Source organism: Caldifarcimen microaerophilum, assembly GCF_055387105.1.
The window spans coordinates 872,907-898,490 of the sequence record NZ_AP038914.1; the positions used below are offsets into that span (position 1 = coordinate 872,907).

The 25,584-nt window shown below is 60.9% G+C and carries 29 protein-coding genes, 2 tRNA genes and 1 pseudogene; 3 read left to right on the forward strand and 29 right to left on the reverse strand.

Translation table 11 applies throughout. From position 1 onward, the window contains the following. Positions 1–147 precede the first annotated feature (147 nt). From AC6HU3_RS04045 to AC6HU3_RS04105, 13 genes and pseudogenes are all read right to left on the reverse strand, one after another. A pseudogene (locus tag AC6HU3_RS04045) lies at positions 148–231 on the reverse strand (hypothetical protein); the annotation flags it as partial. Further along, entirely contained in the window at positions 228–1,301 is a 1,074-nt protein-coding gene (locus AC6HU3_RS04050) for a metallophosphoesterase family protein (RefSeq protein ID WP_497474887.1), read from the reverse strand. The pseudogene AC6HU3_RS04045 and the gene AC6HU3_RS04050, both read right to left, overlap by 4 nt. Then, positions 1,298–1,522, reverse strand: a complete 225-nt coding sequence (locus tag AC6HU3_RS04055) for an ADP-ribosylglycohydrolase family protein (protein WP_497474889.1) — start codon at positions 1,520–1,522, stop codon at positions 1,298–1,300. The genes AC6HU3_RS04050 and AC6HU3_RS04055 overlap by 4 nt, the downstream gene beginning before the upstream one ends. After that, positions 1,519–3,039, reverse strand: a complete 1,521-nt coding sequence (accC, locus tag AC6HU3_RS04060; RefSeq protein ID WP_497474890.1) for an acetyl-CoA carboxylase biotin carboxylase subunit — start codon at positions 3,037–3,039, stop codon at positions 1,519–1,521. Before accC ends, AC6HU3_RS04055 begins: the two co-directional genes overlap by 4 nt. Further along, entirely contained in the window at positions 3,036–3,410 is a 375-nt protein-coding gene (locus AC6HU3_RS04065; RefSeq protein ID WP_497474892.1) for a hypothetical protein, read from the reverse strand. The genes accC and AC6HU3_RS04065 overlap by 4 nt, the downstream gene beginning before the upstream one ends. Further along, complete coding sequence (locus AC6HU3_RS04070; protein WP_497474894.1) at positions 3,394–3,966, reverse strand: hypothetical protein; 573 nt, start codon at positions 3,964–3,966, stop codon at positions 3,394–3,396. Before AC6HU3_RS04070 ends, AC6HU3_RS04065 begins: the two co-directional genes overlap by 17 nt. Then, entirely contained in the window at positions 3,963–4,721 is a 759-nt protein-coding gene (locus AC6HU3_RS04075; protein WP_497474896.1) for a TIGR04255 family protein, read from the reverse strand. The genes AC6HU3_RS04070 and AC6HU3_RS04075 overlap by 4 nt, the downstream gene beginning before the upstream one ends. A 6-nt stretch (positions 4,722–4,727) precedes the next feature. Next, positions 4,728–5,393 (reverse strand): dTMP kinase, encoded by a 666-nt coding sequence (gene tmk, locus AC6HU3_RS04080; protein ID WP_497474897.1) that lies wholly within the window; start codon positions 5,391–5,393, stop codon positions 4,728–4,730. A 4-nt stretch (positions 5,394–5,397) separates the two neighbouring features. Beyond that, positions 5,398–6,531 carry an inositol-3-phosphate synthase gene (locus AC6HU3_RS04085; RefSeq protein ID WP_497474899.1) on the reverse strand — a complete coding sequence of 378 codons (1,134 nt, stop codon included), beginning with the start codon at positions 6,529–6,531 and terminating at the stop codon, positions 5,398–5,400. Between the two features lie 174 nt (positions 6,532–6,705). Then, positions 6,706–7,272: an LVIVD repeat-containing protein gene (locus AC6HU3_RS04090; protein WP_497474901.1), complete on the reverse strand. Its 567-nt coding sequence runs from the start codon at positions 7,270–7,272 to the stop codon at positions 6,706–6,708. 271 nt (positions 7,273–7,543) lie between these two features. Further along, positions 7,544–7,723, reverse strand: coding sequence for a hypothetical protein (locus AC6HU3_RS04095; protein ID WP_497474903.1), 180 nt, complete (start codon positions 7,721–7,723; stop codon positions 7,544–7,546). A gap of 22 nt (positions 7,724–7,745) precedes the next feature. After that, positions 7,746–8,432, reverse strand: coding sequence for an endonuclease III domain-containing protein (locus AC6HU3_RS04100; protein ID WP_497474904.1), 687 nt, complete (start codon positions 8,430–8,432; stop codon positions 7,746–7,748). Then, entirely contained in the window at positions 8,422–9,807 is a 1,386-nt protein-coding gene (locus tag AC6HU3_RS04105) for an FAD-binding oxidoreductase (protein WP_497474905.1), read from the reverse strand. Before AC6HU3_RS04105 ends, AC6HU3_RS04100 begins: the two co-directional genes overlap by 11 nt. Before the next feature lie 147 nt (positions 9,808–9,954). Between AC6HU3_RS04105 and AC6HU3_RS04110 the strand changes: the two genes are divergently transcribed. Together AC6HU3_RS04110 and AC6HU3_RS04115 are read left to right on the forward strand one after the other, a co-directional pair. Beyond that, the gene (locus AC6HU3_RS04110; protein ID WP_497474907.1) at positions 9,955–10,362 is read left to right on the forward strand and encodes a DUF5683 domain-containing protein; all 408 of its coding nucleotides are present in this window, start codon (positions 9,955–9,957) and stop codon (positions 10,360–10,362) included. A gap of 11 nt (positions 10,363–10,373) precedes the next feature. Continuing rightward, positions 10,374–11,264: a hypothetical protein gene (locus AC6HU3_RS04115; protein ID WP_497474908.1), complete on the forward strand. Its 891-nt coding sequence runs from the start codon at positions 10,374–10,376 to the stop codon at positions 11,262–11,264. Here the strand turns inward: AC6HU3_RS04115 and AC6HU3_RS04120 are convergent. From AC6HU3_RS04120 to AC6HU3_RS04195, 16 genes are all read right to left on the reverse strand, one after another. Next, positions 11,247–12,065: a hypothetical protein gene (locus AC6HU3_RS04120; RefSeq protein WP_497474909.1), complete on the reverse strand. Its 819-nt coding sequence runs from the start codon at positions 12,063–12,065 to the stop codon at positions 11,247–11,249. The genes AC6HU3_RS04115 and AC6HU3_RS04120 overlap by 18 nt on opposite strands. A 164-nt stretch (positions 12,066–12,229) precedes the next feature. Further along, a complete protein-coding gene (locus AC6HU3_RS04125; protein ID WP_497474911.1) occupies positions 12,230–12,994 on the reverse strand; it encodes a hypothetical protein in 765 nt (254 codons plus the stop codon). Positions 12,995–13,008: 14 nt separating this feature from the next. Continuing rightward, positions 13,009–14,850, reverse strand: coding sequence for a hypothetical protein (locus AC6HU3_RS04130; protein WP_497474913.1), 1,842 nt, complete (start codon positions 14,848–14,850; stop codon positions 13,009–13,011). Between the two features lie 18 nt (positions 14,851–14,868). Continuing rightward, a complete protein-coding gene (locus AC6HU3_RS04135) occupies positions 14,869–15,057 on the reverse strand; it encodes a Flp family type IVb pilin (protein ID WP_497474915.1) in 189 nt (62 codons plus the stop codon). Positions 15,058–15,080: 23 nt separating this feature from the next. Continuing rightward, a complete protein-coding gene (locus AC6HU3_RS04140) occupies positions 15,081–16,322 on the reverse strand; it encodes an MFS transporter (RefSeq protein WP_497474916.1) in 1,242 nt (413 codons plus the stop codon). After that, complete coding sequence (locus tag AC6HU3_RS04145) at positions 16,319–17,596, reverse strand: thiamine pyrophosphate-dependent enzyme (RefSeq protein WP_497474917.1); 1,278 nt, start codon at positions 17,594–17,596, stop codon at positions 16,319–16,321. Before AC6HU3_RS04145 ends, AC6HU3_RS04140 begins: the two co-directional genes overlap by 4 nt. Next, complete coding sequence (locus AC6HU3_RS04150) at positions 17,586–18,701, reverse strand: hypothetical protein (RefSeq protein WP_497474918.1); 1,116 nt, start codon at positions 18,699–18,701, stop codon at positions 17,586–17,588. Before AC6HU3_RS04150 ends, AC6HU3_RS04145 begins: the two co-directional genes overlap by 11 nt. Before the next feature lie 14 nt (positions 18,702–18,715). Continuing rightward, positions 18,716–19,999, reverse strand: coding sequence for a tetratricopeptide repeat protein (locus AC6HU3_RS04155; protein ID WP_497474920.1), 1,284 nt, complete (start codon positions 19,997–19,999; stop codon positions 18,716–18,718). Continuing rightward, a complete protein-coding gene (locus AC6HU3_RS04160) occupies positions 19,996–21,252 on the reverse strand; it encodes an NfeD family protein (protein WP_497474921.1) in 1,257 nt (418 codons plus the stop codon). Before AC6HU3_RS04160 ends, AC6HU3_RS04155 begins: the two co-directional genes overlap by 4 nt. A gap of 1 nt (position 21,253) precedes the next feature. Next, the gene (locus AC6HU3_RS04165) at positions 21,254–21,856 is read right to left on the reverse strand and encodes a Jag family protein (RefSeq protein WP_497474923.1); all 603 of its coding nucleotides are present in this window, start codon (positions 21,854–21,856) and stop codon (positions 21,254–21,256) included. Further along, positions 21,843–23,399 (reverse strand): membrane protein insertase YidC, encoded by a 1,557-nt coding sequence (gene yidC / locus AC6HU3_RS04170; RefSeq protein ID WP_497474925.1) that lies wholly within the window; start codon positions 23,397–23,399, stop codon positions 21,843–21,845. Before yidC ends, AC6HU3_RS04165 begins: the two co-directional genes overlap by 14 nt. Further along, entirely contained in the window at positions 23,396–23,617 is a 222-nt protein-coding gene (gene yidD, locus AC6HU3_RS04175; RefSeq protein WP_497536284.1) for a membrane protein insertion efficiency factor YidD, read from the reverse strand. Before yidD ends, yidC begins: the two co-directional genes overlap by 4 nt. Then, positions 23,611–24,003, reverse strand: a complete 393-nt coding sequence (gene rnpA, locus AC6HU3_RS04180; protein WP_497474927.1) for a ribonuclease P protein component — start codon at positions 24,001–24,003, stop codon at positions 23,611–23,613. The genes yidD and rnpA overlap by 7 nt, the downstream gene beginning before the upstream one ends. Next, complete coding sequence (rpmH, locus tag AC6HU3_RS04185; protein ID WP_497474929.1) at positions 23,945–24,079, reverse strand: 50S ribosomal protein L34; 135 nt, start codon at positions 24,077–24,079, stop codon at positions 23,945–23,947. The genes rnpA and rpmH overlap by 59 nt, the downstream gene beginning before the upstream one ends. 13 nt (positions 24,080–24,092) lie before the next feature. Beyond that, positions 24,093–24,166, reverse strand: a tRNA-Val gene (locus AC6HU3_RS04190). A 71-nt stretch (positions 24,167–24,237) separates the two neighbouring features. Then, positions 24,238–24,314, reverse strand: a tRNA-Val gene (locus tag AC6HU3_RS04195). Positions 24,315–24,974: 660 nt separating this feature from the next. Here AC6HU3_RS04195 and AC6HU3_RS04200 point away from each other — a divergent pair. Continuing rightward, on the forward strand, positions 24,975–25,583 hold the full coding sequence (locus tag AC6HU3_RS04200; RefSeq protein WP_497474931.1) for a transposase: 609 nt from the start codon (positions 24,975–24,977) through the stop codon (positions 25,581–25,583). Position 25,584: the final 1 nt, after the last annotated feature.

Below are 25,584 nucleotides of genomic sequence, written 5' to 3' on the forward strand. Positions count from 1 at the left end.
CACCTGTACGTGTCCATCAGGACGTTCTGAAATTCGCGTGTATGGATCTCGTTTTTCTTTTCCCCGTCGTTTCTGGCGGGATTTCAGTAAAAAATCGATGAGCGCTTCGAGGAGGAAGGTTTTTCCCGCTTCATTGTATCCCCAGAGCAGGACAAGGTTCCTGTGATCGAACGTGCACGTGATATTTCGCAGGGGTCCGTATCGAAGGATATGAAATTCACGGATCTTCATGATCCGGACCTCAGTCGGGCGTGGAGGACCAGTTTCCACATCGCTTCCCGCTCCTGTGGGTCCTGAATTTCTTCTGAAAGTACCCTGAAGAGATCCCGCATTAGTCCGTCTTCCATGATGCCATCCACATCGCGTGCCATGAACTGGAGGGCATCCGAATCAATCCGGCGATCGAGAGAGGGAATTTTCTCTTCAAGCTCTTTTTCCGTGAGATTCCACTTTCCGGACCGAAATCCGCCGTCCACTGTGAGCAAAACCTTCGCCGATGAAGGAATCTCTTCCAGATGTCTCTGGATCGTGCGCAGGGGATGTTCTTCGTCAAAGGGGGAAAGGAAGACGGAGAGGGAAACGTAGTGAAAGGTTGCAAGGGGGATCTGGATCGGTTCGCCGTCTTCGATGAGAATGGCGTGCCGGGTCCCCGTTTCTCTGCGGGTGATGGAGACGGGCGAGCCCGGGTAGATAAAATACTTTCCCGGCGCGAAAGGAAGTTCATGGACCCTGCTGTGAAAATGTCCTGCGAGTACAAAATCGAAGGACAGGGCGTGAAACCAGGAGAGTCGAACCGGCATGTATCGTCCTTCTTCGCCTCCGGTATCTTCTCCACTGTAAAACAGATCGAGCAAATCGCCGTGGTAGAGAAGGATACGCAGTCCCTCGTATGCTGAAGCCTGATGGGAAAGGCGTCGAAGGTGTTCCCGGGTGGCTTCCTCGGTCTGAAGGGAAGCGTCGAAAGGCAAGCCCCATAGCCATGCTTTGCCGTTTTTGAGGGGAAAAGGTTTTTCTGGATCGGAGAGGATGTGGACGTTTTTTCCGAAGGTATAGCCCTGTTGAAAGGCCTGTTCGTCGTGATTTCCCGGAATCACCACCACGGGGAAAGAAAGGCCGCTCAGCACCCTTCGGATCTCCGGTCGGAGGGCTTCGGCGTCCAGGGTCCGGTCAAACAGGTCTCCGCTCACCACCAGCGCGTCCACCCGGAGCTCCCGTGCCCTGTCCAGGAGGTGGATCAGGGCCTCCCAGCGCTCATCGCCCACCTGCCTGAGGTGCAGGTCGGCCGTGTGGAGAATTCTCATACCCAGGCCGCCTCAAACAGACGATCGGCCATGTTGCGGATTCTGTCTTCCATGATCCGTTTCTCACACCACCGGGACGGAATGGCCTCGTACCCGTCATAGGCTCCGGCAAGCTGGCCGTATACGGCCCCCACCGTGTCCGCGTCCTCCCCCAGGTGAATGGCCTGAAGAAGCCCTTCTTCAAACGTATCCGTCCGGCGGGAACGGAGGTCGTTCTTCACTGTCCCGTGGCCTCCCGCCGGGCCACCCAGGTCCACACGCTCCGGGGGGAAGGATCCTCACCCGGATTTTTCTGGACGGTTCCTGCTTTCGCTTCCCGGAGGACCAGGCTCAGGATGACTTCCTCTTCAAAGGAGAGCTCCTGGAGGTGCCGGGGGGCTTCAAAGGCCAGGAGGTCCGTCCGCCGGTTCAGGAACTGGACCGAATAGTTCCCTGCAACGAACTCGGGATCGTGGAACAGGCGAAGGTGGAAGGGGATGGTGGTTTCCACCCCCCCCACCCAGTATTCGGTCAGGGCGGTGCGCATCCGGGCCAGGGCTTCCTCCCGATCCTTCCCCCACACCACCAGTTTGGCGAGCATGGGGTCGTATTCCGCCGGAACCCGGGCCCCTTCATACACCCCGCTGTCCACCCGCACAAACGGACCGGCGGGCTCCCGGAGGAGTTCAATCACTCCAGGGGAAGGGAGGAAATGGTTGAAGGAATCTTCGGCAAAAATCCGGGCTTCCACCGCATAGCCTCTTTGTTCGAGGTCCCCCTGATCGAAGGGAAGGGCTTCGCCCTGGGCCACCCGGATCTGCCATTCCACAAGGTCCAGCCCCGTGATCATCTCCGTCACGGGGTGCTCCACCTGAAGGCGGGCGTTGATCTCCATGAAATAGAAGTTGCCGTCCCGATCCAGAAGGAACTCCACCGTCCCGGCATTGGCATAGCCGATGGCCTTCATCAACCGCACCGCCGCTTCCCCCATCCGCTCCCGCAGTTCCGGCGTCATCACCGGGGACGGAGACTCCTCCACCAGCTTCTGATGCCGCCGCTGGATGGAGCATTCCCGTTCAAAGAGATGAACCACCTTTCCGTGCCGGTCAGCCAGGATCTGGAACTCGATATGCCGGGGTTCCACAAGAAACTTCTCCACATAGAGCCCCGGATCCCCGAAGGCCTGGAGGGCTTCGGCGGAAGCCTGCCGGAAGGCGTTTTCAAGTTCCTCCGGTGTGGACACCACCCGCATCCCCTTCCCTCCACCCCCCATGGCCGCCTTGAGAAGAACGGGGAATCCGGCTTGCTCAGCGTATTTCAGGGCTTCTCCCACATCCCGCAGGGCACCGGGGGAACCGGGGACCACGGGAACCCCTGCCTCCATGGCCACCTTGCGGGCGGCCACTTTGTCCCCGGAAAGGCGCATGCTTTCGGGCGGTGGACCGATGAAGGTGATGCCAGCGGCTTCCACCGCTTCGGCAAAGGCGGGATTTTCGGACAGAAATCCGTAGCCCGGATGGACCGCGTCCACCCCTGCCTGGCGGGCCACGTCCACAATCCGCTCGATGTTGAGATAGCTCTCCCGTGGGGGAGGAGGACCGATGGGATAGGCTTCATCGGCAAGAAAAACGTGGAGGGCGTCCTGGTCGGCTTCCGAGAAAACCGCCACACTCCGGATGCCCATCCGCCGGAGGGTCCGGATCACCCGGACGGCGATCTCCCCCCGGTTGGCGATGAGGACTTTGCGAAAAACCTTCATGGTAATTGCTTGACAATATCCGCTGCTAGACGAATGGAGGCCCTGAACATCCACTTTCTCTGGTTCGGCTCGATTTCATTTTCGTAGTCGCATGCGTTCCGCCACAGCCGCAGGCGACCCAGGTCTTGAGCCCAGCTCCCCTGACGATTGTGCAGCAGATGTTCCCGCAAGCGTCCGTGATCTTCAGGACCTCCTGTGGGACGGAAATTCAGATATCGGGCAGCATATTCCCGGAGCGTGCAAAAAAGAGCGTAATAAGCTCGACTGACATCTGATCGCTCTACCGCTTCCTGGGAAAATCCTTCTCCCTGAAAATTCTCCAGCGATTTTGCAAGTTCCAGATATTCTTTCCAATCAAACGCCCTTCCCATATGGATGTTCTCTTTCGGGTTTTTTAAAATCCGTTGTGATCAGCAACCATCCATCTCCACCCGGGAATTGATCCAGGAGATGATCGATCTCCTTCATCCGGCCCAGGAACGTTTCATCGTAGGTCTCCATACGAACATAAAGCACCATATAGGCATCTTCAATCTCGGGATCGCGATAAACCTGAAGCGTCAAATGAGCATCAGGGAATTGCTGGCGTGCTGCACGCACAGCGGCTTGCAGCGCGTCCACAACCCCGGGATGGCGAAAGATATATTGAAGAACTTCGCCGGAATGCACCATTTCCACATGGTTTTCCTGCATCCTCGCAAATACCTGCATAATCGTATCGTAGTAAATCGATATTGCGCTTCTTTCACTCTGCGTGTGGATGATATTTTCCTGTACTGCACTGCTCAACGAGGGAGATGATGGGGAACCCGACGGCGAAAAAACTTTCCTTTTCGGGTCATTCCTCACTTCACCAAGCAGAGAGAAAGAAAGAACAGCGCTCCCTTCCTTCCATTCTTTACCCGAGGGTTCATGAATGTGGCTCAACGGTTCACCTCCTCGGTAAAGCGCTCTCGCAGCATATCAGTAATACTACCTTCAAACATTTCCTCCACCCGCTCGTGCGCTTCCTCGATCCATGTCATCACGTTGTCCGGGGCAAAGTCTTCCGATTTCGCTAAAAAATACTCGATATCGAGGATCAGGGCCATCGGGGTAGAATCCTCTGATATCTCTCTTTTCTCCGGAAACAGTTTGATTCGGCATCGATCCCGGTGCTTGGCGAATGCAAACGTTCCTTCCAGTCCAAAGTGCACAAGACGATCTCCAGGCAACTGGGAACCAAGATCGGGGTGAAACGCAAAAAACTCGCTGATTTCGTTTGGTTTGCATGGCAGTTCGATTCGGTTGATGTATCGGAGGGCAACACGTTCGATTCCCTTTACATCCACAATCTGTCGAAGGTTTTGCCAGGCTTGCTCAATATAGGGCTTGAAGCCTGACCATGAAGGATAAGGTTGGAGTGCGTTCACGGCCAGAACACGTGGACCAAGCTGAACGAGCAAAGGTTTATTTTCGGCGAAAAACAAGATGCGTTCAACGGAACGGATCCGTTGCTGAAACCCGTGAGGTTCCATCGAAAACTCGATCTCCTGAATAATACGCTGTTCTTTTTTCGGGAAATCAGTCCGGATGGTTTCATAAAACAGGCCCGGAACGGTTGCATCCCACGGTGTTTCTGCCGATAGCCGGATTTCACACAGAGCTTCGATAACAGGAGCACGGGGATAACGTTTTCCCATGGCGCATTAATGATCGGGGTTGATTCTGGAAATGTCAAGGCGCCGGCGGGTTTTCTCCTGATAGCGCTGAAGGGCGACATGGATCACCTGATCGTGAAGTTCGTCCACGGGACGGGTCCCGTCCAGGACCACAAAGCGTTTGCGGGCCCTTCGGGCGAGTTTCAGATAGCCCTCCCGGACCCGCTGGTGGAAGGCCATATCTTCCTGCTCAAACCGGTCCCGATCCTTCCCCAGACGGCGGAAGGCCTCGTCCACAGGGAGGTCCACCAGGAAAGTCAGGTTGGGTTTGATGTGGTCAATGGCGTGGCGGTGAAGACGGGCAAGCACCCGGAGGGGCAGGCCCCGGCCAAACCCCTGGTAAGCGTAGGTGGAGTCCATATACCGGTCACAGATCACCACCGCCCCCCGCTGGAGGGCCGGGCGGATCACTTTGGCCACGTTCTCCCGCCGGGATGCCAGCATGGCAAACACCTCTGCCCAGGGATCCCAGGAAAATTCGGGGTTGAGCAGGGCCTGGCGGATGGCTTCGGCGGGAGGGGTCCCCCCGGGCTCCCGGGTTTCCACCACCTCCACCCCGAGAGCCCGGAAGGATTCCGCGAGGCGGTGGGCGAGGGTGGTCTTGCCGCTCCCCTCGATCCCCTCAAAGGTGATGAAGAACCCCCACCGCCCCAATGCCTCAGGATTCCTTCTTGGCTTTGGCCTTTTCTTTGGCCTTGCCGTCGGTGGAGAGCTGGGAATACTTCTTGATCCACTCCTCCAGACGGCGACGGGCCTCAAAGTCGGGAATCTGCTCTGGCGGGGACTTCATGAAATAGGCGGAGGGCTCCACAATGGGCCCCGCAAGGCCGGCATCCTTGGCGATCTTGGCCGCCCGGATGGCGTCGATCATCACACCGGCGGAGTTGGGGGAGTCCCACACCTCCAGTTTGCACTCCACGTTGAGGGGCACGTCACCGAAGGTACGGCCCTCCATCCGGATGTAGCACCATTTCCGGTCTTTGAGCCAGGGGATGTAGTCCGACGGTCCCACATGGACGTTTTCCTCACCCAGGTCATAGGGCAGGAGGCTGGTGACCGCCTGGGTTTTGGAGATTTTCTTGGAGTGCAGACGCTCCCGCTCCAGCATGTTCAGGAAGTCGGTGTTGCCTCCGAAGTTGATCTGATAAGTGCGCTCCAGTTTCACGCCCCGATCAATGAAGAGCTGGGCCAGGGTGCGGTGGAGGATGGTGGCACCCACCTGGGACTTGATGTCGTCTCCGATGAGGGGCAGACCGGCTTCCTCAAACCGCTTGCTCCAGTAGGGCGAGGTGGCGATGAACACCGGAATCCCGTTCACGAAGGCCGCGCCGGCCTGAAGGACCTGCTCCACATACCACTTGGTGGCCTCTTCGCTCCCCACGGGAAGGAAGTTGACCACCACGTCCACACCCTCGTCCCGGAGGATTTTGATCACGTCGTCCGTGGGTCCGGGGGCCTTGATGATCACGTCCGCCAGGTATTTCCCGATCCCGTCGTGGGTCATGCCCCGATACACTTTCGCGTTGAGCTTGGGCACGTCGGTGAACTTGTAGGTGTTGTTGGGCGGGGCAAAAATGGCTTCGGAAATGTCCTTGCCCACCTTCCGCTGGTCGATGTCGAAGGCCGCAACAAACTCAATGTCACTGATGTGATAGCCCCCGAAATCCACGTGCATGATTCCGGGGATGAAATCACCGGGTTTGGCGTTGCGGTAATAGTGCACACCCTGCACCAGACTGGAGGCGCAGTTCCCCACGCCAATGATGGCCACACGGATTTTTCCTTTACCCATCCGTCTTCCTCCTTCCTTGGGAAATGTTTTCGGCGTATTATACGCCCGAAAGGCTGAACGTTCAGCCACAGACCCTTGCATTCCGCCCGTCACGGAAACACCCGGAAAATCTGCAAGCCCGCCCCCCCTCCGCCACAAAACCATACCCCTCATACCCTTCGGCCATCACCACCCTCACAGCCGGAGCAGGAAGGACGGAAGCCCCCACCTCCCGGGGACGCACCGGATCGGAGATGTCCAGCACCTGGATCCGGGTCTCGCCGCCAACCCACAGATAGGTTCCCGCAAGGGAAGGTCCCGCACGGCATCGTCACTCTCCACGACCCCCACCACCCGGGGCCGCACAGGATCCTCCACATTCAGGATATGGACCTTCCCGGCGCTGTCCGCAACCCATGCGTGGCTCCCGGAAGCAGCCACGGAAATCAGCTGAGGTCCGCCCCATGTCCCCACCTCCACAGGGGCAGCGGGATCGGAGACGTCCAGGATCACCAGTCCCCGGCCGCGAACGACCAGATAGCCACGGTTGTCCACCACCACCCCATCCTGGATGACCCCTCCGGCCACGTACTCGCCGATTTTCCTCGGCGCTGCCGGATCCGAAATGTCCAGAACCACCACCCTCCCCCCAGTTGAGATCAGCGTCAATCCATCCTGCACGGCGAGGATCCGCACCCAACCGGACAGGGGATAGGCTCCCACCTCCCGGAGAGACGTCCCGGAAAGTTCGGCGATGCGCAACCCACCAGGAGCGACAGCACAAGATCCCCTGCAACGAACACATCCTCCATCGAACCCGAAAATCCATATGATCCACTTCCATCGGATCATCCAGACGGGAGAGATCCAGCCTCCGCAGCCCAGCCGATCCGGTGGCCAGAAAAGCCGTGGGTCCGCTCACAGCCACTCCCCGCGCATCCCCCCTCCCCACCTGATCACAAACGCACGGTTCTCGTGAATTCACAGGCTTTTCACAGGTGTGCCTGATGGGTGGCTGGCGAGGCGAGGATGTTCAGGGTGGGGTGGTAAGGAACACCAGACTCCGTACCGTGTCCAGGGCAAGGGCGCGGGAAGGGCCAAGAGGCCAGGCCCCCACGGCATGCACCCCCACCGTACCGGGCGATGGGGACGCATTCTGGGCACATCCACTGCCCCTCCCCAGAAGGAGGGCAAACCACAGGATCCTCTTCATGATTCGCCTCCGGGAGAAAGCCCTATGCTCCACCTTCCTGCCCGGTGGGGCAGAGGTCGCGGATGGGACAGATTTCGCACTTCGGCCGGCGGGGGAGGCACACCCGCTGCCCCAGGGCCACGAGAAGGCGGTTCACCCGCGGACGGTCCTCCGGATCGGTGAGGCGCTCCAGCACCCGCTCCGTTTCTTCGGGTTTGCGGGTGCGGGCGAGCCCCAGACGGCGGGCGATGCGGTGGACATGCACGTCCACCCCGATGGTGGGCTCCCCCCACACCTCCGCCAGGACGACGTTGGCCGTTTTTCGACCCACCCCGGGGAGGCGCATCAGGGCCTCCCGGTCCCGGGGAACCTCCCCGCCATGGGCTTCAAGAAGCGTCTTTGCAAGGGCCCGGAGCATCCGGGCTTTGGTCCGGTAAAACCCCACCGGATAGATCTTCTTCGCAAGTTCCTCCTCGGAAAACTTCAAAATGTCTTCGGGCTTCCGGATTTCCTGAAAAAGCTTCCGGGCCACCTCGGCGGTGGTCTCGTCCCGGGTGCGGGAGGAGAGCAGGGTGGCCACCAGCGCCTGAAAAGGCGTTTTCTTCTGAGCCTTGAGATCCCAGATGGCCGCATCCTTGAGAAGGGGATGCCCGTCCAGACGCCTCAGGATCTCCTTGAGACGGGCCCGCTTTTCTTTCTGCGTTTCCCGGCGAAACCTGTCAGCCTTCATCCGTCCAGATCTTGCCCGGATTCATGATGCCTTTCGGATCCAGAAGACGCTTGATCCGCTGGGAAAGCGCCCGGGTCAGGGGGTCCATCTCCAGCGGAAGGAAGTCCCGTTTCAACAGCCCCACCCCGTGCTCCCCCGCAATCGTCCCGCCCAGTTCGATCACGTGGTGATACAGTTGTTCCACCCAGGGGAGGATCTCCGGGGACGCGGGGTCCTCCGCCACAATGTTCACATGGAGGTTTCCGTCGCCGATATGCCCGAAGGCCGTGATCACAAGGCCTGACGCTTCCCGGAGGGCATGGACCCGCCGTACGAGTTCCACCAGGTGCCGGCGGGGCACCACCACGTCTTCCGAACGCACCCGTCCCAGCTTTTCTAGGGAGGGAAGGATTTTTCTCCGGGCTTCCCAGATGCGGTCCATCTGACCGTACCCCTCTCCCACCCGGACGTCCAGGGCCTTTCTGTCAAGAATCTCCCCCACCCGGAACAGGGCGGGTTCCACCGCCGGGGGTTCATCCCCATCCAGTTCCACCAGGAGAAAGGCCCGGGCCTCCTCCGGCAGATCCGGCAGGTCCTCCCGGATCACGTCCATGCTGAAGCGATCGGCAAACTCCAGTGCCCGGGGGAGCACACCGGCCTGAAGGATCTCCGTCGCCGTGGCCGCCGCATCTTCTTCCTCCCGAAAGAGGGCCCACAGCCCCACCACATGGCCGGGGCGGGGCAGGAGCCGCAGGGTGATCCGGGTGATCACCCCCAGGGTGCCCTCACTGCCCACGAAAAGTCCCGGAAGATCATAGCCCGCCACCCATTTCCGGGTGGGCCTCCCGAGATGGAGGACGTGCCCTCCCGGCAGAACGGCTTCCAGAGACAAAACGTAGTGGCGGGTGACGCCGTATTTGAGGGCCCGGGGACCTCCGGCGTTCTCCGCCACGTTTCCCCCGATGGAGCACATGGAAAGGCTGGCGGGATCGGGCGGATAGAAAAGGCCTTCGGCCTCCACCGCGTGATGGAGATCTCCGGTGATCACCCCCGGTTCCACGTGGACCTGAAGGCTCTCCCGGTCGATCTCCAGCACCCGGTTCATCCGATCCAGGACGATCATCAGCCCCCCTCTCACCGCCAGCGCGCCCCCGGTCACCCCCGTCCCCGCACCCCGGGGGACAACGGGAACACCATACTGCTCGGCAAGTTCCAGCGCGATTCGCACGTCCTCAGTGGATTCCGGATGAAACACCAGATCGGGGGGATAGGGCGTGGAAATCCCCGAGGCATCAAAGGCATATTGCATCCGGTGCTCGGGGGTGTCCACCACCTTGTGCTCCCCCACCCGGCGTTCCAGGGCAACTCGAAAGGCGGCGAGATCCGACATGGCCATATTGTACGCCCCCTGCCTGAAATCCACAACCGCACCCCTGTGCGTCCCACCATGAAACTTCTGGCCCGCAGGTCCGCCCTCACAGCCCTGCCAGCGGTCTTCCGGAGGTATTGACGGAACCCGAGATGTTCTGTACGCTATCGGCATATGATGGGCGCCGTGCTGATGATGGGGCTTCTTCAGACGGTCCCGGTGCGGGATCCCGGGAAGGCGGTGTGGTGGAGCCTGGTGCCGGGAGGAGGGCAGTTTTACAACGGAAAACCCGTGGCCGGCCTGATCCTGGGGGCGGGGGAGGCGTTCTTCCTTCTCCAGACCGCCACCCGGGCGTGGGATGCCTATGATGCCCTCCGGACCTATCGGCAAACGGGAAGCCTGGCCGATCGTGAGGTGTTCCTTGCCCGACAGCAGGACGCCCTGTTCTCCTTCTTCTGGTATCTCACCTTCTGGGCCTATGCCACGGCGGATGCCTATATCTCAGCCCATCTTGACCCCGTGGAAATCCGGCTTCGGGTCCTCCGCAACGAACTGGGCGTGGGGGTCGATATCCGTCCCTGACAGGAGGGACCATGCTTGCTCTTGCCCTGATCCAGGCCCTTCACCTGGTTCCAGCGGGATCGGCCCGCTCGGTGTGGTTCCTGGACTCCCTCCACATGGCCGTGGGGACGTCCGAAATGATCGCAGTGTACCGTCTTCCTGACGGGACCCTGGTCCAGGAGGTTCCCGTTCGGGAGGTGGTCAAGGATCTGTGGGGGAGTGAGCAACTTCTGGTCGCGGCCGTGGGATGGGAGGGCTACCAGGTGTACCGGTGGGAAGGAGAAAAGCTCACCTTCGTGGGGAAAATCCCTTCGGAAGCCTTTGCCAGCCGGGTGACCGGCATGGACACCCTGGTGTTTGTGTTTGAAAAGGGCGCCGGTGTGCGGGCCTTTTCCCTGAGCCTGGAACCCTTCCGCGCCCGGGAAGTGCTCTTCTTTGACTATCCGGATGTGCGGGACATGTTCACGGTGGGGCAGTTCCTGATGATCGTGGACGCCCGTCTGGGCATCCAGGTGTTTGACATGGTGCAGCTTTCCAGGGAGGTTCTCTTCAGCCTCACCCCTCCCTGTCCCATCCGTCAGGGCGGAGGGAGCCGGGCCTATGTGGTGGTGTTCTGTCAGGATTCCACCGGTTATCTCATGGAGGTGGACTTTCTCTCCCGCAGCCTGAAAGGCAAACCCCTGAAGTTCTCCTTCCCCCTTGCCCGGAAGGTGGAGCGAGTCCGCTGGAGAGGGGATCGGATGATTCTGGCCCTGGGACGGGAAGGCGTCCAGATCCACCGGTATGATCCGGAGGCCCGAACCCTTCGTCTCCTCAAGGCGGTCCCGGCCGAAAGCCACGTGTATGACGTGGCCCTCACGGACCGGTGGGTGGTGATCGTGGAGGGAGGCAACGGCGTGCGGCTCCTACCGGCGGAGCTTTAGGTTTTTCCGAATCAGGGTATCCTTCCAGGCCGCCACCACCGAGAGAACATCCCCCTGGAGTTCCACATCATACAGCCACATGCCGGGGATAAGAAGGGTGTCGGTCCGGACCTTGCCCGAAGGGAGAGAGACCCCCCGCACCCGGACCCCTTCGGGATGAAAGGCCGTGTCCACCGGTGTGGTGACAAGCACCAGCAGAGAATCGGCCTCCAGCACGCGTGAGCCCACCAGACCCCGATTCCCTCCCCAGAGAAGCAGGGGTTTTCGGCGGCCATGGTCGGGATGCAGAAACACATACCCCAGGGGAGGGCCCAGAACGGGCGACCAGCCCAGCACCAGGGCGTTCTGGAGGGGGTGGATCTCCAGGACGGGATAGGGGAAGGCAAGGAGGGTGTCCGGCGAGGACCACGTGCGTCCCCCGTCCCCGGATCGGCTCCCCATCACCTCCCCCCCCACCGCCCAGAACACCTCCAGCATCCCCCTCTTCACACGCAAGGCCGCCGTCTGGCCCCGAAACGGAAGCGTCCACCACCGTCCCTTATGGAAAAGCAGCAATCGGGAGGTGAGGGTCACGAGCAGGGCGTCCCCTTCGGGGTCCATGCCGAGAAGGGTGGAGGGGACCGTGTCCGGAAGGGCCAGCAGGGTGTCCACCTCGGGGAATCTTACCCGCAAGAGATGATGTCGGTCCCGGGCGATCCAGAACCACGTATGCCCGTCCTTGCGAAGAACACGACCGGGAGGCAGGTGAAGAATTTCCTCCCAGGGGGGCCCCCGGAACACCGCACCATCGCGATAGGTCACCAGGAAGGTTCCACCAATCGGAACAATCCCTAAAGGGTCATCCCTTCGGGGAAGGGCCCATGTCCCTTCACCGGGTGGCGAGGACGTACAGGCCAGGAGGGTCAGGAAAACGAGGGGGAGGGTCGCCCCTCCCCCTCGCCTGCATGCACGAAGCATCCCTTGCTTCAGTTCAGGGAAGCCACGGGCTTGAAGGGCTTCTGCGCAGCCACGGGTTTCAGGTCAAAGGACCCATCGCCGGCCCATTTGCCCTGGAAGTTGAGGGACAGGCTGGCATCCACCCCCGGTCCAGCATCGTAAAGATAATCCGCCATGATCTGGATGCCGACGGGCTGGGGCGGAATGCGGAGAAATGCCGCCGCACCATAGGCGAGTTCCGCCACGCTCCCGAAGGAGAAACTTCCACCAAACTGGCGCTCAAACGTCCCGTTCACCAGAATGCTGAGGTCCACCATAATGGGGTCCTGGGAATTCCCCTTCCCCCAGGCGATGATGCCGACCGCGGCGCCGGCGGCCACACCGGCAAAACCCTGATAGCTCGTTCCCCAGCCCGCAAGGGCACTGATGGTGAGATAAGAAGGCGGAAGCTGGCTGTCCGCGTTCAGCTGGCAGTCCACATAATTGGTCACATTGTCCGGAATGTTGATGACGCCCAGCGCCTCGAGGGTCTGGAAGAGATCGGCACAGGAAATGCTCACGTTGAGGGAAGCGTCCCCGGGCTTCCAGGGAAGATCCACCTTGTCGGTGGTGGGAGCCTGGATCATCCCCAGGGCGACCATGTCGTTCGCGTCCAGGAACTGAACATAGTCGCTTCCCCCACCCGGGAGGACGACACCGGATTTCGCCTGGAGGGCCGCCTCGGGTGTGGTGGGCGCCTTCTGGCACCCTGCCATGAACACCACGAGAGCCCCGATGATGACGAGCCTGCGCATATCCAACCTCCTGTTTAAGGAATCCATACTTTGCGAATCATGGGGGAAGTCCCGTCTCCCTCAAGCCGGAGGAAGAAGACTCCCCGCCTGGGAACCGAAATCACAAAGGGCACCCGGCTCACCCCTCCCCGGAACACCGGCCGCCCCAGCACATCCAGCAGCACGACCCGGGAACCGGCGCGCACCGCACCTGTAAGGAATATCCGACCCGGAGCCGTCCGAACCTGGACCTTCTCCGTGGTCCGGGATTCTGAAACATCCACACCCCAGTAGGTTCCCACCGACACGAGTTTCAGCGTGTCTCCCTGAAGGACATACACCGCGAACACGCTGTCCGACGGAACCGAAGCCACATCCACCCGCTGGAAGGTCACATCGTTGATCTGGGAACCCAGGCTGGCGGAATCCTGGAAGGAGGGGTGATGAATAAAGAGAACGCTGGGGGCAAACAGGTCGGTGTAGGCATACCACGGTGCTTCGGTCTGCCAGCGATACACGCTCGCCCCGGGAAGGAAATTCACGATGGGGGTTACGATGCCGGTGTTCACCCAGGACAGTCCACCGGATGTGATGGTGACCGTCATCAGGGTATCCTCCCCAGCCGACGAGAGATCGGGGTCCACCAGGGCATAGAAGGTGCCTGCCCCGGGGGCGTCATCCAGAGACATCACGGAACGGGCATCGGTGTGCTGGGCAACAAGGGCCCCGCTCCCATCCCTCAGTTCCAGGGTGGACTGGCCGGTAGCAAGGTCCAGCCAGGAGAAGGCAAAGGTGTTCGGCCCTTCCACCGCGAATCCTGCAAGGAAAGGCGTGGCATGGTATGCCTGAAACAGGGACGTGATCTGACCCGTTCCGGGATCCAGGGCCACCACCTCCACCGTATCCTGTGCGAGGGTCCGGACAAGATACACGCTGGAGCAGGTTCCGCAGTTTGCCACCCGGGTGAAGGTGGTGTCGGGAAGAACCCAGAAATCCAGGACAGATCCAAAGTAGGGCACGGAGGAAAAGCTCACCCGCAGGGTGTCATTGGACGGGTTCATATCTCCCGCAAGCTGCACCACCGCCTCTCCCAGAAAATCTGTCTGGGCGGTGGGGGAAAAGTTTGAGAATGCCACCAGCGTGGTTTCACCGGCAGGAAGATTGCTCACATTCTGGGTTTCCTGGAACACCACCTGACTGGTATAGATGTCCCAGATGGTGAAGGTCACGGAAAAGCTCTGGGCCTGGGAGGAGAGGTTTTCCACCGAAACTTCCACCGGGACCGAACTCCCCACGCCCACATATTGCCCATCCTGGGGCGAGAGGATCGTCCGCACCCCCACATCCGTGGCACCCGGGAGGCTGGCTTCCACCGTGATGTTATCCAGCCCCAGGGTAAGGGCATTCCCATCCCCCCACACATGAAAGGCCAGCTGAAAGCTGTCCACGCCTGCAATGGAAAGGGGAAGGGTGTCGGTTCCGATGGTGAGGTCCACCACCTCCATCACGAGAAGATCGGTCCAGCCGCTCCAGGACCCGCCCGAAAACGTCCGGACATACACCCCCAGGGTCTCACCGCTGGGGGAACCCTCCCCCCACCAGGATTCGTCAAACCGCAGAATGTGGTTGGTGGCGGCGGGATCGTTGGGGATGGCCGGGGTGATGAGTGTGTCGTTCTGGGCCACCGATATGTTCAGGAAGACGGAAAAGGTCCCCGCGTTGGGAGGGGCAGGGAAATAGCTGGCTGCGGCGTCCACCGTCCAGGTGGAGGCATCCCCTCCGTTGCCCACGACCCATCCGGCCGGAAGAGATCCGCTCTCAAACGTTTCCTGAAAAACCACTGCCTGGGCGAGCATCAGGACCCATACGCCGATCATTCATCCCTCCTTGGTTCATCAATTCGGAGTGTACACATGGGTGGCAAGGCGAAGGCGAAGGTTCATCTTGTTCAAGATAACGAACACCCGGATTCCGACATATTTATACACCGTAAATGTGGCCAGAGCGATGAGGCCGATGATCATGGCGTATTCCACTGCGCTCGCCCCACTCTCCCCTTTCAAAAGCTCCCTGATGCGGGCCATGGTCCACCTCCTGTGTCTGTGTATTATATAGGATGGAACCGGCTTTCTGTCAACCCCCCCGGCTCCCCGGGTTTCGGAAGGAGGCGGAAGCCCACCAGGCCCGTCAGGGTTCCGAGTACACCGGGCATGAAAAACACAAGGGGAATGGGGACATGATCCGCCAGCACGCCGGTGAACAGGCTGGAAAGGGCCATGAACCCCAGCACGGTGAGCTGGATCAGGGCAAACACCCGTCCCTGATATTCCGCCGGGACCACCTTCTGGATCAGGGTGGTCCGGGTGACGGTGATGAGGGGAATGGCCAGTCCGTGGAGGGCAATAAACCCGAGGGCCACGGGAAAACTCCGGATCCACAGGAAGGGAAGATAGGTGGCCCCATCCAGCACAATTCCCCAGAGCAACCCCCGGCGCAGATCCTGCACCGGCCGGGCAAGAAGGAACAGCGTGCCCCCAAGCCAGCCCAGCCCCATGGCGGCCTCAAACCAGGCAAACTCTGCCGCTGTGAGCCCGAAGGTTTTCTTCACCAAAAGGCTTGCCCCCACCGTGGCCGGTCCCATAATGAAGAAGTTGTCCAGGGCGGTGAGCACCAGGAGGGTGCCCACAAACCGGTGCCGCAGGGCAAACCGCAACCCCGCCATCGTCTCGACCAGCACGTTCTTCCCCTCCCGACGAAGGCCTTCCCGAACCGGAAGCACCAGGAGGGTGAGGGCCGAAACCACGAAGGTGAGAGCGTCCACCGTGAGGACCTGGAACATCCGCAGGAGGTCCGCCCCTCGGGCCAGAAGGCTTCCCGCCAGCACGTTGCCCACCACCATGGCAAGCTGGGTGGAGCTCTGGATGAGGGCGTTGGCCTGGAACAGGAACCGCCCTGCGATCTGGGGGATCAGGGCGTCCCGGGCAGGCATGAAAAAGGTGGAAAAGGCCGTGTGGAGAAAGGCAAGACCTGCAATATGAAAAAAGCGGAGGTCACGCCCCCAGAACACCCAGAAACTCAGGAGCACCCCCATCCGGGCGAGATCCGAAGCGATCATCACCCGCCTCCGGGGGAGGCGATCCACCACCGCCCCGGCAAAGGGCGCCACCACCAGGAAGGGAAGGGTTTCGGCAAAGCTCACAAAGCCCGTTTTCCAGCCCACCCCTTCCTTCTCCACCGCCATCACCAGAAAGGGGAGCAGGGAATAGAACATAAAATCCCCTGCGGTGGACACAAACTGCCCGATCCAGAAGAGGGCGAAATGATGGGGCCGGATGCGTTCCGTGCTCAAAAGCCCAGGCGTTCGAGGTTGACCTTTCCGGCGAGGTTGCTTGCCAGAATCTCTTCCTTCAGATATTCGGCCGGGAACACCCCTTCATCCTGAAGGAACTGCACCAGCGCAGCGAGCATGGCGCTCCGGGCCCCCGCACGCTTCCGGAAATCCACCACCCGCACCCGGGCGGGCGTTTCGGGAACCGGGAGGGACGCATCCACATACACCACACCGGAGGGATCCATGGTTCGCGCCCGGTGACCGGAATGCCGGAGTCCATCCTCGGAGGTGAAGATCATCACATCCGGCTTCTGGATCCCCGTGTAGCGAATCTCTTTCGGTGAGAAGATGATTTCCGCCGTGGAAAAGCCCACGCCCACCGTGACCGGATAACTTCCCTTCTTGCTCGCAAAAAGCCCTGCCCGCATCCCCGCCAGGGCCAGGAGTTCAGCCGCTTTCTGCACCCCCTCCCCCGCCGATCCCGCCATCACGATGCCCACGGGCCGGGTGAGGGGGGACGCCGACGACGCCTCCCTCAGGGGCAGATGGTCCAGAAGAGACGAGGTTGTCCGGGGTTCCGGAAGCCGGTAGGGCGGCCGGGGATGGTCCGCGATTTTCCCCACCGTGTAGCCGTGTTCCTGAACGATGGCTTTGAGTTTCAGCCCCGGATTGAACTTCACCGCATAGGCCGTGCACAGTTCCACCACTTCCACCACCGAAAACCCGTCCCGGAGAACGGCCTCCCGCAGAACCTCGGAATAGTCCCCCAGACCCACCACCCGATACACCAGAGATGCGCCCGCTGTGGCCAGGAGTTCGGCCAGACGGTAGCCCGGTTCGCCCTTTCCTTCCGGGGTGGTCCGGGTGTGGAACCCTTCCGGCGTGAGACCGCTCGGCTGTCCCCCCGTCATGCCATACAGGAAGTTGTTGTGGATGATCACCGTCATGGGGACGTTCCGGTTGGCCGCCTCCACCAGATGGTTCACCCCCAGGGTGGCTCCTCCGTCCCCGATCATCACGATTACCCGCTTGTGGGGATTCTCCAGGGCCATGGCGATGGCCTCTCCCAGGGCCACCGAACGTCCGTGCAGACCGTGAACCGTATGGGTGTTGAGGTCTTTGTCAATGATCCCGTGACATCCGATGTCGGTTACCACGATCACATCCAGGGGCGAAAGCCCCGGAATCCCCTGAAGGGCTTTCTCCAGGTTGAATCCCACATGATGATGGCCGCATCCCTTGCAGAAGGGAAGGGCGGTGGTTTTCAGAAACCGGAGTTCTTCAACCTTCATGGCGACGCACCTCCTGAACGATCTCCACCGGCGCGATCAGTCCGCCGATCCGGTGGATACCCACGAGACGAAGTTGCGGGAAGGAGGCCCCAAGCAGTTCCCGGAACTGCCCGGTCAGATTCTCTTCGGCCACGAACACCCGTTCATACCGGGAAAGGATCTCACCATACACCGGGGGTACAGGGAGCAGGGTGTGGGGGATAAACAGGGAGATGGGATGTCCCTGCGCAACCAGCATGTCCCGGGCTTCCCGGGCAGCCTCCGCCGTCACCCCCCAGGCCACCAGCACATCCCGTGCTTCTGGATGGGGCTCATACACATACCGGGTGTAGGACGAAAGGTGGTGGAGAAGCTTTTCATACAGGCGGCGGGTGTTGGCCATGGCTTCTGGTGAACTGTGCTGCAGGATCCCATCCGGATTGTGGGTGGAGGCGGTGAGGCGAACCTGATGGCGGTCGTCGCCCACCGGAAGGAAGGGGGGCACCCGATCCGGCGTGTCCGCATAAGGGCGATAGGGGGCTTCACCTGCATAAAAGGAGCGTTTCACCGGTTCGATGTCCGGGAGGTCAGCAAGGTCAAAGGCCTTTTCGGTCATCACCATCTCTTTGGACGTGAGCAGGACCACCGGACTCCGGAGTTTCACCGCGGTGTGGAGGGCGAGTCCTGCAAGGGTATAGGCGGAGGTGAAGTCGGACGGCGAGAGGGTGGGCAGGGGAAAGCCGCCCGAGATCACCCCCCGCAGAGCCAGGAGATCCCCCTGCGCGCCCAGGGTGGCCGTCCCGGTGGAGGGCCCCATCCGCTGAGCCAGGATGATCACCATGGGGAGTTCCATCATGAAGGCCATGCCCAGGGACTCCACCATCAGGGCAAACCCCGGAAAGGCCGTGGCCGTGACCGGAAGCAACCCCACCGCCGAAAACCCGGACATCCACTGGAGGGTGGTGATTTCATCCGGCGCGGCCAGTGCGCGGGGAAACCGCTCGGTGGCATAGGCGTAGATCCAGTTGGCCGGGGTGATGGGATAGCCCACATAGATGTCCGCCCCCGCCCGGGCCAGACCCTCCACAATGAGACGCGAAGCATCCACCAGGGCTCGTCGGGTCATGATGTCCTCCGTGTTTATCGAGCCTCCTTCAGCCGGGAAACATACAACCCCGTGGAATCCCGGCGCTCCAGCAAAGCCACAAGATCCGGTCGAACCGAATCCGGTGCCACCAGCGCCCCCAGGTACAGGACCGGGAGGTCCCAGGACGCCGGCTCCCGTTCAGCCCGAAGGCTGTCCAGAAAACGCCAGGCCCGTTCCCGATCTCCAAAGTCAAAGGCCCAGATCTGGGCCTTGCGGATCCATGCCGTCTCCCGGGACAGGGTGGAATCGGCCACCACCTTCTCCAGACGCTGGAGTCCGGCAAGCCACCGCCGGGCCTCCTGCTTCATGCTCTCGTTGGGCCCCTCCAGCGCTTTGTTGAACCACACCCGGGCATCCTCCACCTTTCCGGCATACAGGGCCCGTTTTCCGAGAAGAAGGGCGGCCTTCTGGCCCTCCACCGTTCGCTTCAGCGCAAGCCCCTGCAGGAGCTTTTCGGCCTGAGCCGAATCCCCCACCTCCTCCAGGAGCCGGGCCTTCCGCCAGGCCACCGGCGACCAGAGGGTGTCCCGTTCGTCCACCTCCATCCCCTCCAGAACCGATAGCGCCCGCCGGGGATCCCCCCGGCTCGCCAGGAGATCCACGAAACGGAGGGTGGCCAGACGCTCCCGGTCCGTCTGCGCATACGCTTTCCGGAAGATGTCCAGAAGGGTTTCCGCCTGATCGTAAAACCCCTCCTGGATGGCCTGATCAATGCCTTCCAGAAAGAGATCCACCGACACCGCGTCCGGGAACTCCCGGGCAAGGGAGACCAGGGCGTTGAGGAATGCCCGGGTGTCCCCTTCCTCCCGGGCCACAAGGAGCCTCAACCGCCGGGCCTGACGCCGTTCGTCCCGATTCCGCAGGGTGAGGGTGTCCAGGATGATCCGGGCATCCTCGGGACGGCCTTCCAGCAGAGAGGCTTCGGCCAGTCCCAGGAGGGTCTGGCTCCGCAGAGGACTGTCCGGGAACACAGAAAGGAGCTCCCGGAAGCGCCGGCGGGCCCGGTCATAATCCTTGAGGCGAAGATAGGAAACCCCCAGCATATACAGGGCGTCATCCACATAAGGAGTGTTGGGAAAATACCGGATGATCACCACGCTCTTCTCGATCACCTTGTTGTATTCATCCCGAAGGGCCGGCGTGAAGCCCTCCCGGAGATAGCGGGCTTCGGCTTCCTGAAAGATGCGGCGGGCGTTGTAATAGGTGTTGAAATAGGCCCGGAACCGGGCACAGGAGAAAGAGAGGGCAAAGGCAAGCACGACAAAAATTCGTTTCATGCTTCGTGGGGAAATCGCTCGCGCACCGGGCGCACCACAAGGGTCATGCCCCGGACCGCCACCACTACCACCGGTGTCCCCGGCGGAATGCTTTCCTCGCTCACCGCGTTCCAGAGTTCACCGTGCACAAACACTTTGCCTCCCCGGAACGTGATTTCGGACCGCGCTTCTCCCTGTTCCCCCACAAGCCCCTCCATCCCGGTCACCACCTTCCGGCGCTGGGCCGCCAGCGCCTTGGCCACCAGGAACAGGAAAAAGGCCGCTGTGAGAGCAAGAAAGAACAGAATCAGACCCATGGAGATCCTCAGAACCGGAATGGCCCGGTCAAAGAGGAGCAGGCTCCCGAACAGGAAGGATACCACCCCTCCCGTCGCCAGAAGACCGTGGGAGGTGATTTTCACCTCCGCGAGAAAGAGGAGCATGGACAGGAGAATGAGGAGCACCCCGGCATAGTTCACCGGGAGGATCTGAAAGGCGTAGAGGGCCAGGATCAGGGAGATGGCACCGAACACCCCCGGGAAGATGGTCCCCGGGTGGGAGAGTTCAAAGAAAAGGCCATAAAACCCAAGGACAAGAAGCATATACGCCACATTGGGATCGGCAAGGAGGGCAAGGATTCTCTCCCGCAATCCCGGCTCCAGATGCCGGATCCGCCCCCGGTCCACCCGGAGGGTTTCCCCCGCCACCCCCCGTCCGTCCAGGCTGTCCAGAAGGGCGTCCAGATCCGGGGCGATGAGGTCCACCACACCCAGACGGAGGGCGGAATCGGCACCCACCGATGCGCCTTCCCGCACGGCCTGTTCCGCCCAGTCGACGTTGCGATCCCGTGCCCTGGCAATGGAACGGATATAGGCGGCCGCATCGTTCATCGCCTTCCGGAGCATCACCGAATCCATCTGGCCCTGCAGAGACACGGGGCTGGCGGCTCCGATCCGGGTCGCCGGCGCCATGGCCGCCACGTGGGCTGCCAGGGTGATGAAGGTCCCGGCGGATGCCGCTCGTGCACCCCGGGGAGCCACATACACCACCACTGGAACGGAACTGTTGAGAAAGGCATCCACCACCCGACGCATGGACTCCATCAGCCCGCCGGGTGTGTTGAGCTGGAGGATATACACACCGTCGGCCTTCCGGGTCTCCTCCAGCCCCCGCAGGATAAACTCCGTGGCCACGGGGTGGATGGGCCCGTCATAGGTGGCCACCACCACGGGCCGGGACGGGAAGGCAAGGAGGCCGAAGAGGAGGCCGACCATATCAGGATTCAGGGACCACCAGGAGGATTTCCTCATCCCCCCGGTGGACACGCTGGGCCCGCACGCCCTTCACCTTCCGGATGGCCCGCTCCGCAATGCGAAGTTCCCGGGGGCCCAGCTGGTCAATCCGCATCTCCTGCCCCGTTTCCAGCACCCTCCGGGCCACCGCCACCGCCTTGTTGGCGATGAACTTTCGGCGACGCTCCAGATAGCCGGCCACATCCAGGGTGATGGGCAGGTCCACCCCTCGCTTGCGGAGCATCAAACGCACCAGATACTGCAGGGCCTCCAGGGTGCGTCCCCGGCTGCCGATCAGGGCTGCGTCCATTCCCCGGGTGGTGATGTTGACGTAATACTGCCCACCCTTGGAACGGACCTCCATTTCCAGGAGCTCCGAGCCCATCCGGGTCAGGATCTCGTTGAGGATGTCGGCCAGGTGGTTGAGTTCCTCAATGTCCAGATAGAGACGGACCTTCGCGGGTTTTCCCGAAAGCCCGTCGTTGAGGACCTCAAACCAGGCCTCCTCCATGGTGATCCCGGCCTCTTCAATGGCAGCTTTCAGCGCTTCCTCCACGGTGGGTGCCTCTTTGTCAACGTATCGCATGGGTGCCCTCCTTGCTTGCATAGATCCGGCGAATCACGGCCTGTTCAATGGCCGAAAAGACGTTATACACCATCCAGTACAGCACAATCCCTGCGGGAAAGTTGAGAAACACAAAGGTGAACACCACGCTCATCATCACCCCTATCTGCCGCCCCTGGGGATTGTCCCGGCTGGAAAGCCAGGCATTGGCGGCGCTCACCAGGCCCATGAGAATGGGGAGCACGTAATAGGGGTCCCGCAGGGAAAGGTCCTGAATCCAGAACATAAAGGGCGCGTTCCGGAGTTCGATCCAGTCCTGAAGGACCTTATAAAGCCCATAAAACACGGGGAGCTGGAAAAGCAGAGGGAGGCACCCGGACAGGGGGTTCACCCCGGCCTGACGATAGAGCTTCATCATCTCCTGGTTGAGGCGCTGGGGATCGTCGGCGTATTTTTTCTGAAGGGACTTGAGCCGGGGTTGGAGGTCCTGCATCTTCTTCATGGCCACGATGCTGCGGAAGGTGAGGGGGGCAAACACCAGCTTCATCAGGAGGGCAAACACCACGATCACCCATCCGTAGTTGGGAATCACCCGGTGGAGGAGGGTGAAGGCCCAGAGGATGAAGCGGGTGAAGGGGGCGATGACGGGGTTTCCATAGTCAAAAAGCCGGGCCAGACCATAGCCCACCCGGGAGAGGGTGCGGGGTTCAATGGGGCCGGCATAAACCAGAAGGTGATGCCGTCCTTCCGGGAAGGTCACCTTCACCGAAACCACAAGAGACGAATCGTTCTGAAGATGGGCTTCCAGACGTTCCCAGGATCGGGCGGTGTCCACCACCGCCACAGCGAAAAACTTGGTGCGAAGGGCCCACCAGTACACCTCATCCAGGGCTTTCCGGAAAGTCTTTTTCAGGTCTTTGTGCTTGCGGGTGATTTGTTTGTTTTCCGTGAGGAGAACGAGTTTCAGGTGGCGGGATTCATCCCGGAGGTCGGGCTCGCTGGGCCGGATCCCCGCCGGGAGTTCCAGAAAGAAGGTGTCCGGCGCCGAAAGCTCCAGCGCAAGGGCATAGGGGGCGGTGCGCGTCACCCGGAGGGTGCCTGCCGGCTCATTCAGCGTGTCCCGGAGGACAAAGATCACGGATCCCTCCGTGAGGGTGGTTTCGGGAAGGGGTGTCTCCCACCGGTACCCCGGGACGGGAAAGGTCATCAGGGGAATGTCGGGGTGGTTGAGGGCCAGGGGTTCACCGGAGCGCTCCCGATAGCGCCGGAGGGTCACACGCAGGAGGGCACCGTCTCCGGAAAAGGTGTAGGTTCCTTCCTCGGCCACAAGCTGGATCCGGGGGTGGAGGGTTCCCGCCTCCACCAACGGTCCGGTCAGTGCTCCACCGGACAGGGAAGCCTCCGTTGTCTCGGGCAGGGCCGGGGCACGCTGAACGGTGGTATCAGCCTGAACTTCTGCCTGAGACGGTGGGGAAGGCGGGAAAAACTTCTGATACAGCAGAAGCGCCCCCATGGACAGGAGAAACGCCACCAGAAGGTTCCGTGCTTGATGGGTCTCGTTCATCGTTCTCTTTCCTCCCTCGGTGGTACGGGATCATATCCCCCCGGATGGAGGGGGTGACATTTGAGCACACGGCGCACCGCAAGCCAGAGTCCCCTGCCGGGTCCGTGGACCTGGATCGCCTCCACCGCATAGGCCGAACACGTGGGCGTGAAACGGCAGGAAGGCGGGAACAGGGGAGAAAGCAGGACCTGATAGGCCCGAATCAGGGCGATCAGGATGCCGGAAAGAGCCTGTCCAGCGCGGCGCGCAGGGCCTCCACCAGTTCCTCCCACCGGGCTTCCAGGATGGGCGGACGGGCCATCAGGACGTACCAGCCGGGGCGAAACCAGGACTTGTGCAGGCGATAGAGCTCCCGAAGCCGGCGCTTTGCCCGGTTGCGACGGGGTTTGTTGGAGAATTTCCGGCTTGCGGCCACCCCCACGCGGCGCGTGTCGGCCGGAAGATAATACACCACGAAATAAGGTGTGGAAACCCATTGGCCTCCCTGCAAAACCCGCTGAAACTCAGCGGCCGTTCGAAGGCGTTCGTGTTTTGGAAAACGCCCATCAGTGGGTGAGGCGTTTCCGTCCCTTGGCACGGCGCCGCCTGATGACCGCACGTCCACCCCGGGTGCGCATCCGGGCCCGGAATCCGTGAACCCGCTTCCGGTGAATCCGCGACGGCTGGTACGTCCGCTTCATGATCGCTCCAGGGTGGGCGGTGGAGGACTCGAACCTCCGACCTCTTGCATGTCAAGCAAGCGCTCTAACCGCCTGAGCTAACCGCCCACCTTTGTCTTTGCGCTTGCATACAATATAACCTGAAACCCCCATGGAAGGGGTGGTGTGTTCAACCGGGATGGTGGGCGGTGGAGGACTCGAACCTCCGACCTCTGGTATGTGAAACCAGCGCTCTAACCAGCTGAGCTAACCGCCCACCTACGAAGGGTATTATACGCAACCCGTTCGGGACTTTCAAGCACGCCCTCGCTGACCTCCGGACAAGAGTTCGGACAGGGGTGAAAGGGAGGTGGGGATCCTCCGGGGGAAAGCTGTATACTTTCCCTGCTGAACAAGAAACAACGAAAAGAAAGGAGGATCCCCATGAGGAAGTTTATACCCCTGAAGTCGTTCATGCAAGTTCTTTTTCCGGATCCTCGCTTTGCAGAACGAGCAACGGAAATCGGATATGCTCTCCTGGACGCCCGGTCACTCCGTATCTCTTCCATGGCTCGCAAGATGAAAGGCGTTTCTGAAAGCGCCGCGTATAAGCGTATCCAGCGCTTCCTCGAACATTTTAATCCCCATGAAACCCTCTGGAGGCTTTTCCCCGAAACCGCTCCCTTCGTGATCGCTGACGTCACCGAAATCGAAAGACCCCAGGCCCGCAAGACAGAATACGTCGGAACCCTGAAAGATGGCAAAACCCGCGGCTTCTGGCTCCTCGTTCTCGCCGCCCCTCTGCGAGGACGCGCCATCCCCTTTGCCATGACCACCTTCTCTTCAAGAACCTTCAAAGATACGGGAAGCTCACGAAATGCCGTCCACATCCAGACGCTTCTTTCCTGGAAGGTTCTCTGGAAATCGTCCCCTTGTGATGGACCGGGAATTCAGCTATACGACTCTCCTGCGCCATCTGCGGGAAGCGGGGATGAATTTCGTGATCCGCTTGAGAATGGGATCCCGTCCTCCGGTTTTTCTGGACGCCGAGGGACGAAAGGTCCATCTCACATGTCCTGTTGGAGAAAAAGTGGTCTTTCGGGGGCTGCGATACCGTGGGGAAGTGGAGGTCAACGTTATCGGGGTGTGGGAGTGGGGCCAGAAGGAACCCCTGTGGCTGATGACCACACTGGAGCCTGAAGAAGCGCTGCGGTTGTACCGCAGGCGGATGGAGATTGAGGAATCGTTCCGGGACATGAAAAGCCTGCTGGGGTTGGGAGATGTGATGAGCAAGAAACAAGCGGTGATGGAAAAGCTGGTAGGATTTATGCTCCTGGTCTACGGCATTGTGCTGCTTCTTGGAGGAGAGGTGCGTCAGGAACTTCTCCGTCGTACAGGCTCTGCAAGATGGAAACGCTTCTCCGGGCCTTTTGTCCTGCTTGAGAAGAAATGGCGATTGCCACCCAAAGAATGGAGATCCTTGATTCAACGTGTCCACCACACGTTCATCCAATCCCTATACCCAGGTGTCCGAACTCATGGGTGAA

Excerpts from the sequence above, each read along its gene's own strand:
- AC6HU3_RS04115 (WP_497474908.1), top strand. The coding sequence starts at position 10,374 with ATGCTTGCTCTTGCCCTGATCCAGGCCCTTCACCTGGTTCCAGCGGGA.
- AC6HU3_RS04085 (WP_497474899.1), bottom strand. The coding sequence starts at position 6,531 with ATGGGTAAAGGAAAAATCCGTGTGGCCATCATTGGCGTGGGGAACTGC.
- AC6HU3_RS04065 (WP_497474892.1), bottom strand. The coding sequence starts at position 3,410 with ATGGGAAGGGCGTTTGATTGGAAAGAATATCTGGAACTTGCAAAATCG.
- AC6HU3_RS04125 (WP_497474911.1), bottom strand. The coding sequence starts at position 12,994 with ATGCGCAGGCTCGTCATCATCGGGGCTCTCGTGGTGTTCATGGCAGGG.
- rpmH (WP_497474929.1), bottom strand. The coding sequence starts at position 24,079 with ATGAAGCGGACGTACCAGCCGTCGCGGATTCACCGGAAGCGGGTTCAC.
- AC6HU3_RS04075 (WP_497474896.1), bottom strand. The coding sequence starts at position 4,721 with ATGGGAAAACGTTATCCCCGTGCTCCTGTTATCGAAGCTCTGTGTGAA.
- AC6HU3_RS04200 (WP_497474931.1), top strand. The coding sequence starts at position 24,975 with ATGGACCGGGAATTCAGCTATACGACTCTCCTGCGCCATCTGCGGGAA.
- AC6HU3_RS04100 (WP_497474904.1), bottom strand. The coding sequence starts at position 8,432 with ATGAAGGCTGACAGGTTTCGCCGGGAAACGCAGAAAGAAAAGCGGGCC.
- AC6HU3_RS04105 (WP_497474905.1), bottom strand. The coding sequence starts at position 9,807 with ATGGCCATGTCGGATCTCGCCGCCTTTCGAGTTGCCCTGGAACGCCGG.
- AC6HU3_RS04150 (WP_497474918.1), bottom strand. The coding sequence starts at position 18,701 with ATGACCCGACGAGCCCTGGTGGATGCTTCGCGTCTCATTGTGGAGGGT.
- accC (WP_497474890.1), bottom strand. The coding sequence starts at position 3,039 with ATGAAGGTTTTTCGCAAAGTCCTCATCGCCAACCGGGGGGAGATCGCC.
- AC6HU3_RS04130 (WP_497474913.1), bottom strand. The coding sequence starts at position 14,850 with ATGATCGGCGTATGGGTCCTGATGCTCGCCCAGGCAGTGGTTTTTCAG.
- AC6HU3_RS04135 (WP_497474915.1), bottom strand. The coding sequence starts at position 15,057 with ATGGCCCGCATCAGGGAGCTTTTGAAAGGGGAGAGTGGGGCGAGCGCA.
- AC6HU3_RS04155 (WP_497474920.1), bottom strand. The coding sequence starts at position 19,999 with ATGAAACGAATTTTTGTCGTGCTTGCCTTTGCCCTCTCTTTCTCCTGT.
- AC6HU3_RS04050 (WP_497474887.1), bottom strand. The coding sequence starts at position 1,301 with ATGAGAATTCTCCACACGGCCGACCTGCACCTCAGGCAGGTGGGCGAT.
- yidC (WP_497474925.1), bottom strand. The coding sequence starts at position 23,399 with ATGAACGAGACCCATCAAGCACGGAACCTTCTGGTGGCGTTTCTCCTG.
- AC6HU3_RS04165 (WP_497474923.1), bottom strand. The coding sequence starts at position 21,856 with ATGCGATACGTTGACAAAGAGGCACCCACCGTGGAGGAAGCGCTGAAA.
- AC6HU3_RS04145 (WP_497474917.1), bottom strand. The coding sequence starts at position 17,596 with ATGAAGGTTGAAGAACTCCGGTTTCTGAAAACCACCGCCCTTCCCTTC.
- AC6HU3_RS04110 (WP_497474907.1), top strand. The coding sequence starts at position 9,955 with ATGATGGGCGCCGTGCTGATGATGGGGCTTCTTCAGACGGTCCCGGTG.
- AC6HU3_RS04160 (WP_497474921.1), bottom strand. The coding sequence starts at position 21,252 with ATGGTCGGCCTCCTCTTCGGCCTCCTTGCCTTCCCGTCCCGGCCCGTG.
- AC6HU3_RS04095 (WP_497474903.1), bottom strand. The coding sequence starts at position 7,723 with ATGAAGAGGATCCTGTGGTTTGCCCTCCTTCTGGGGAGGGGCAGTGGA.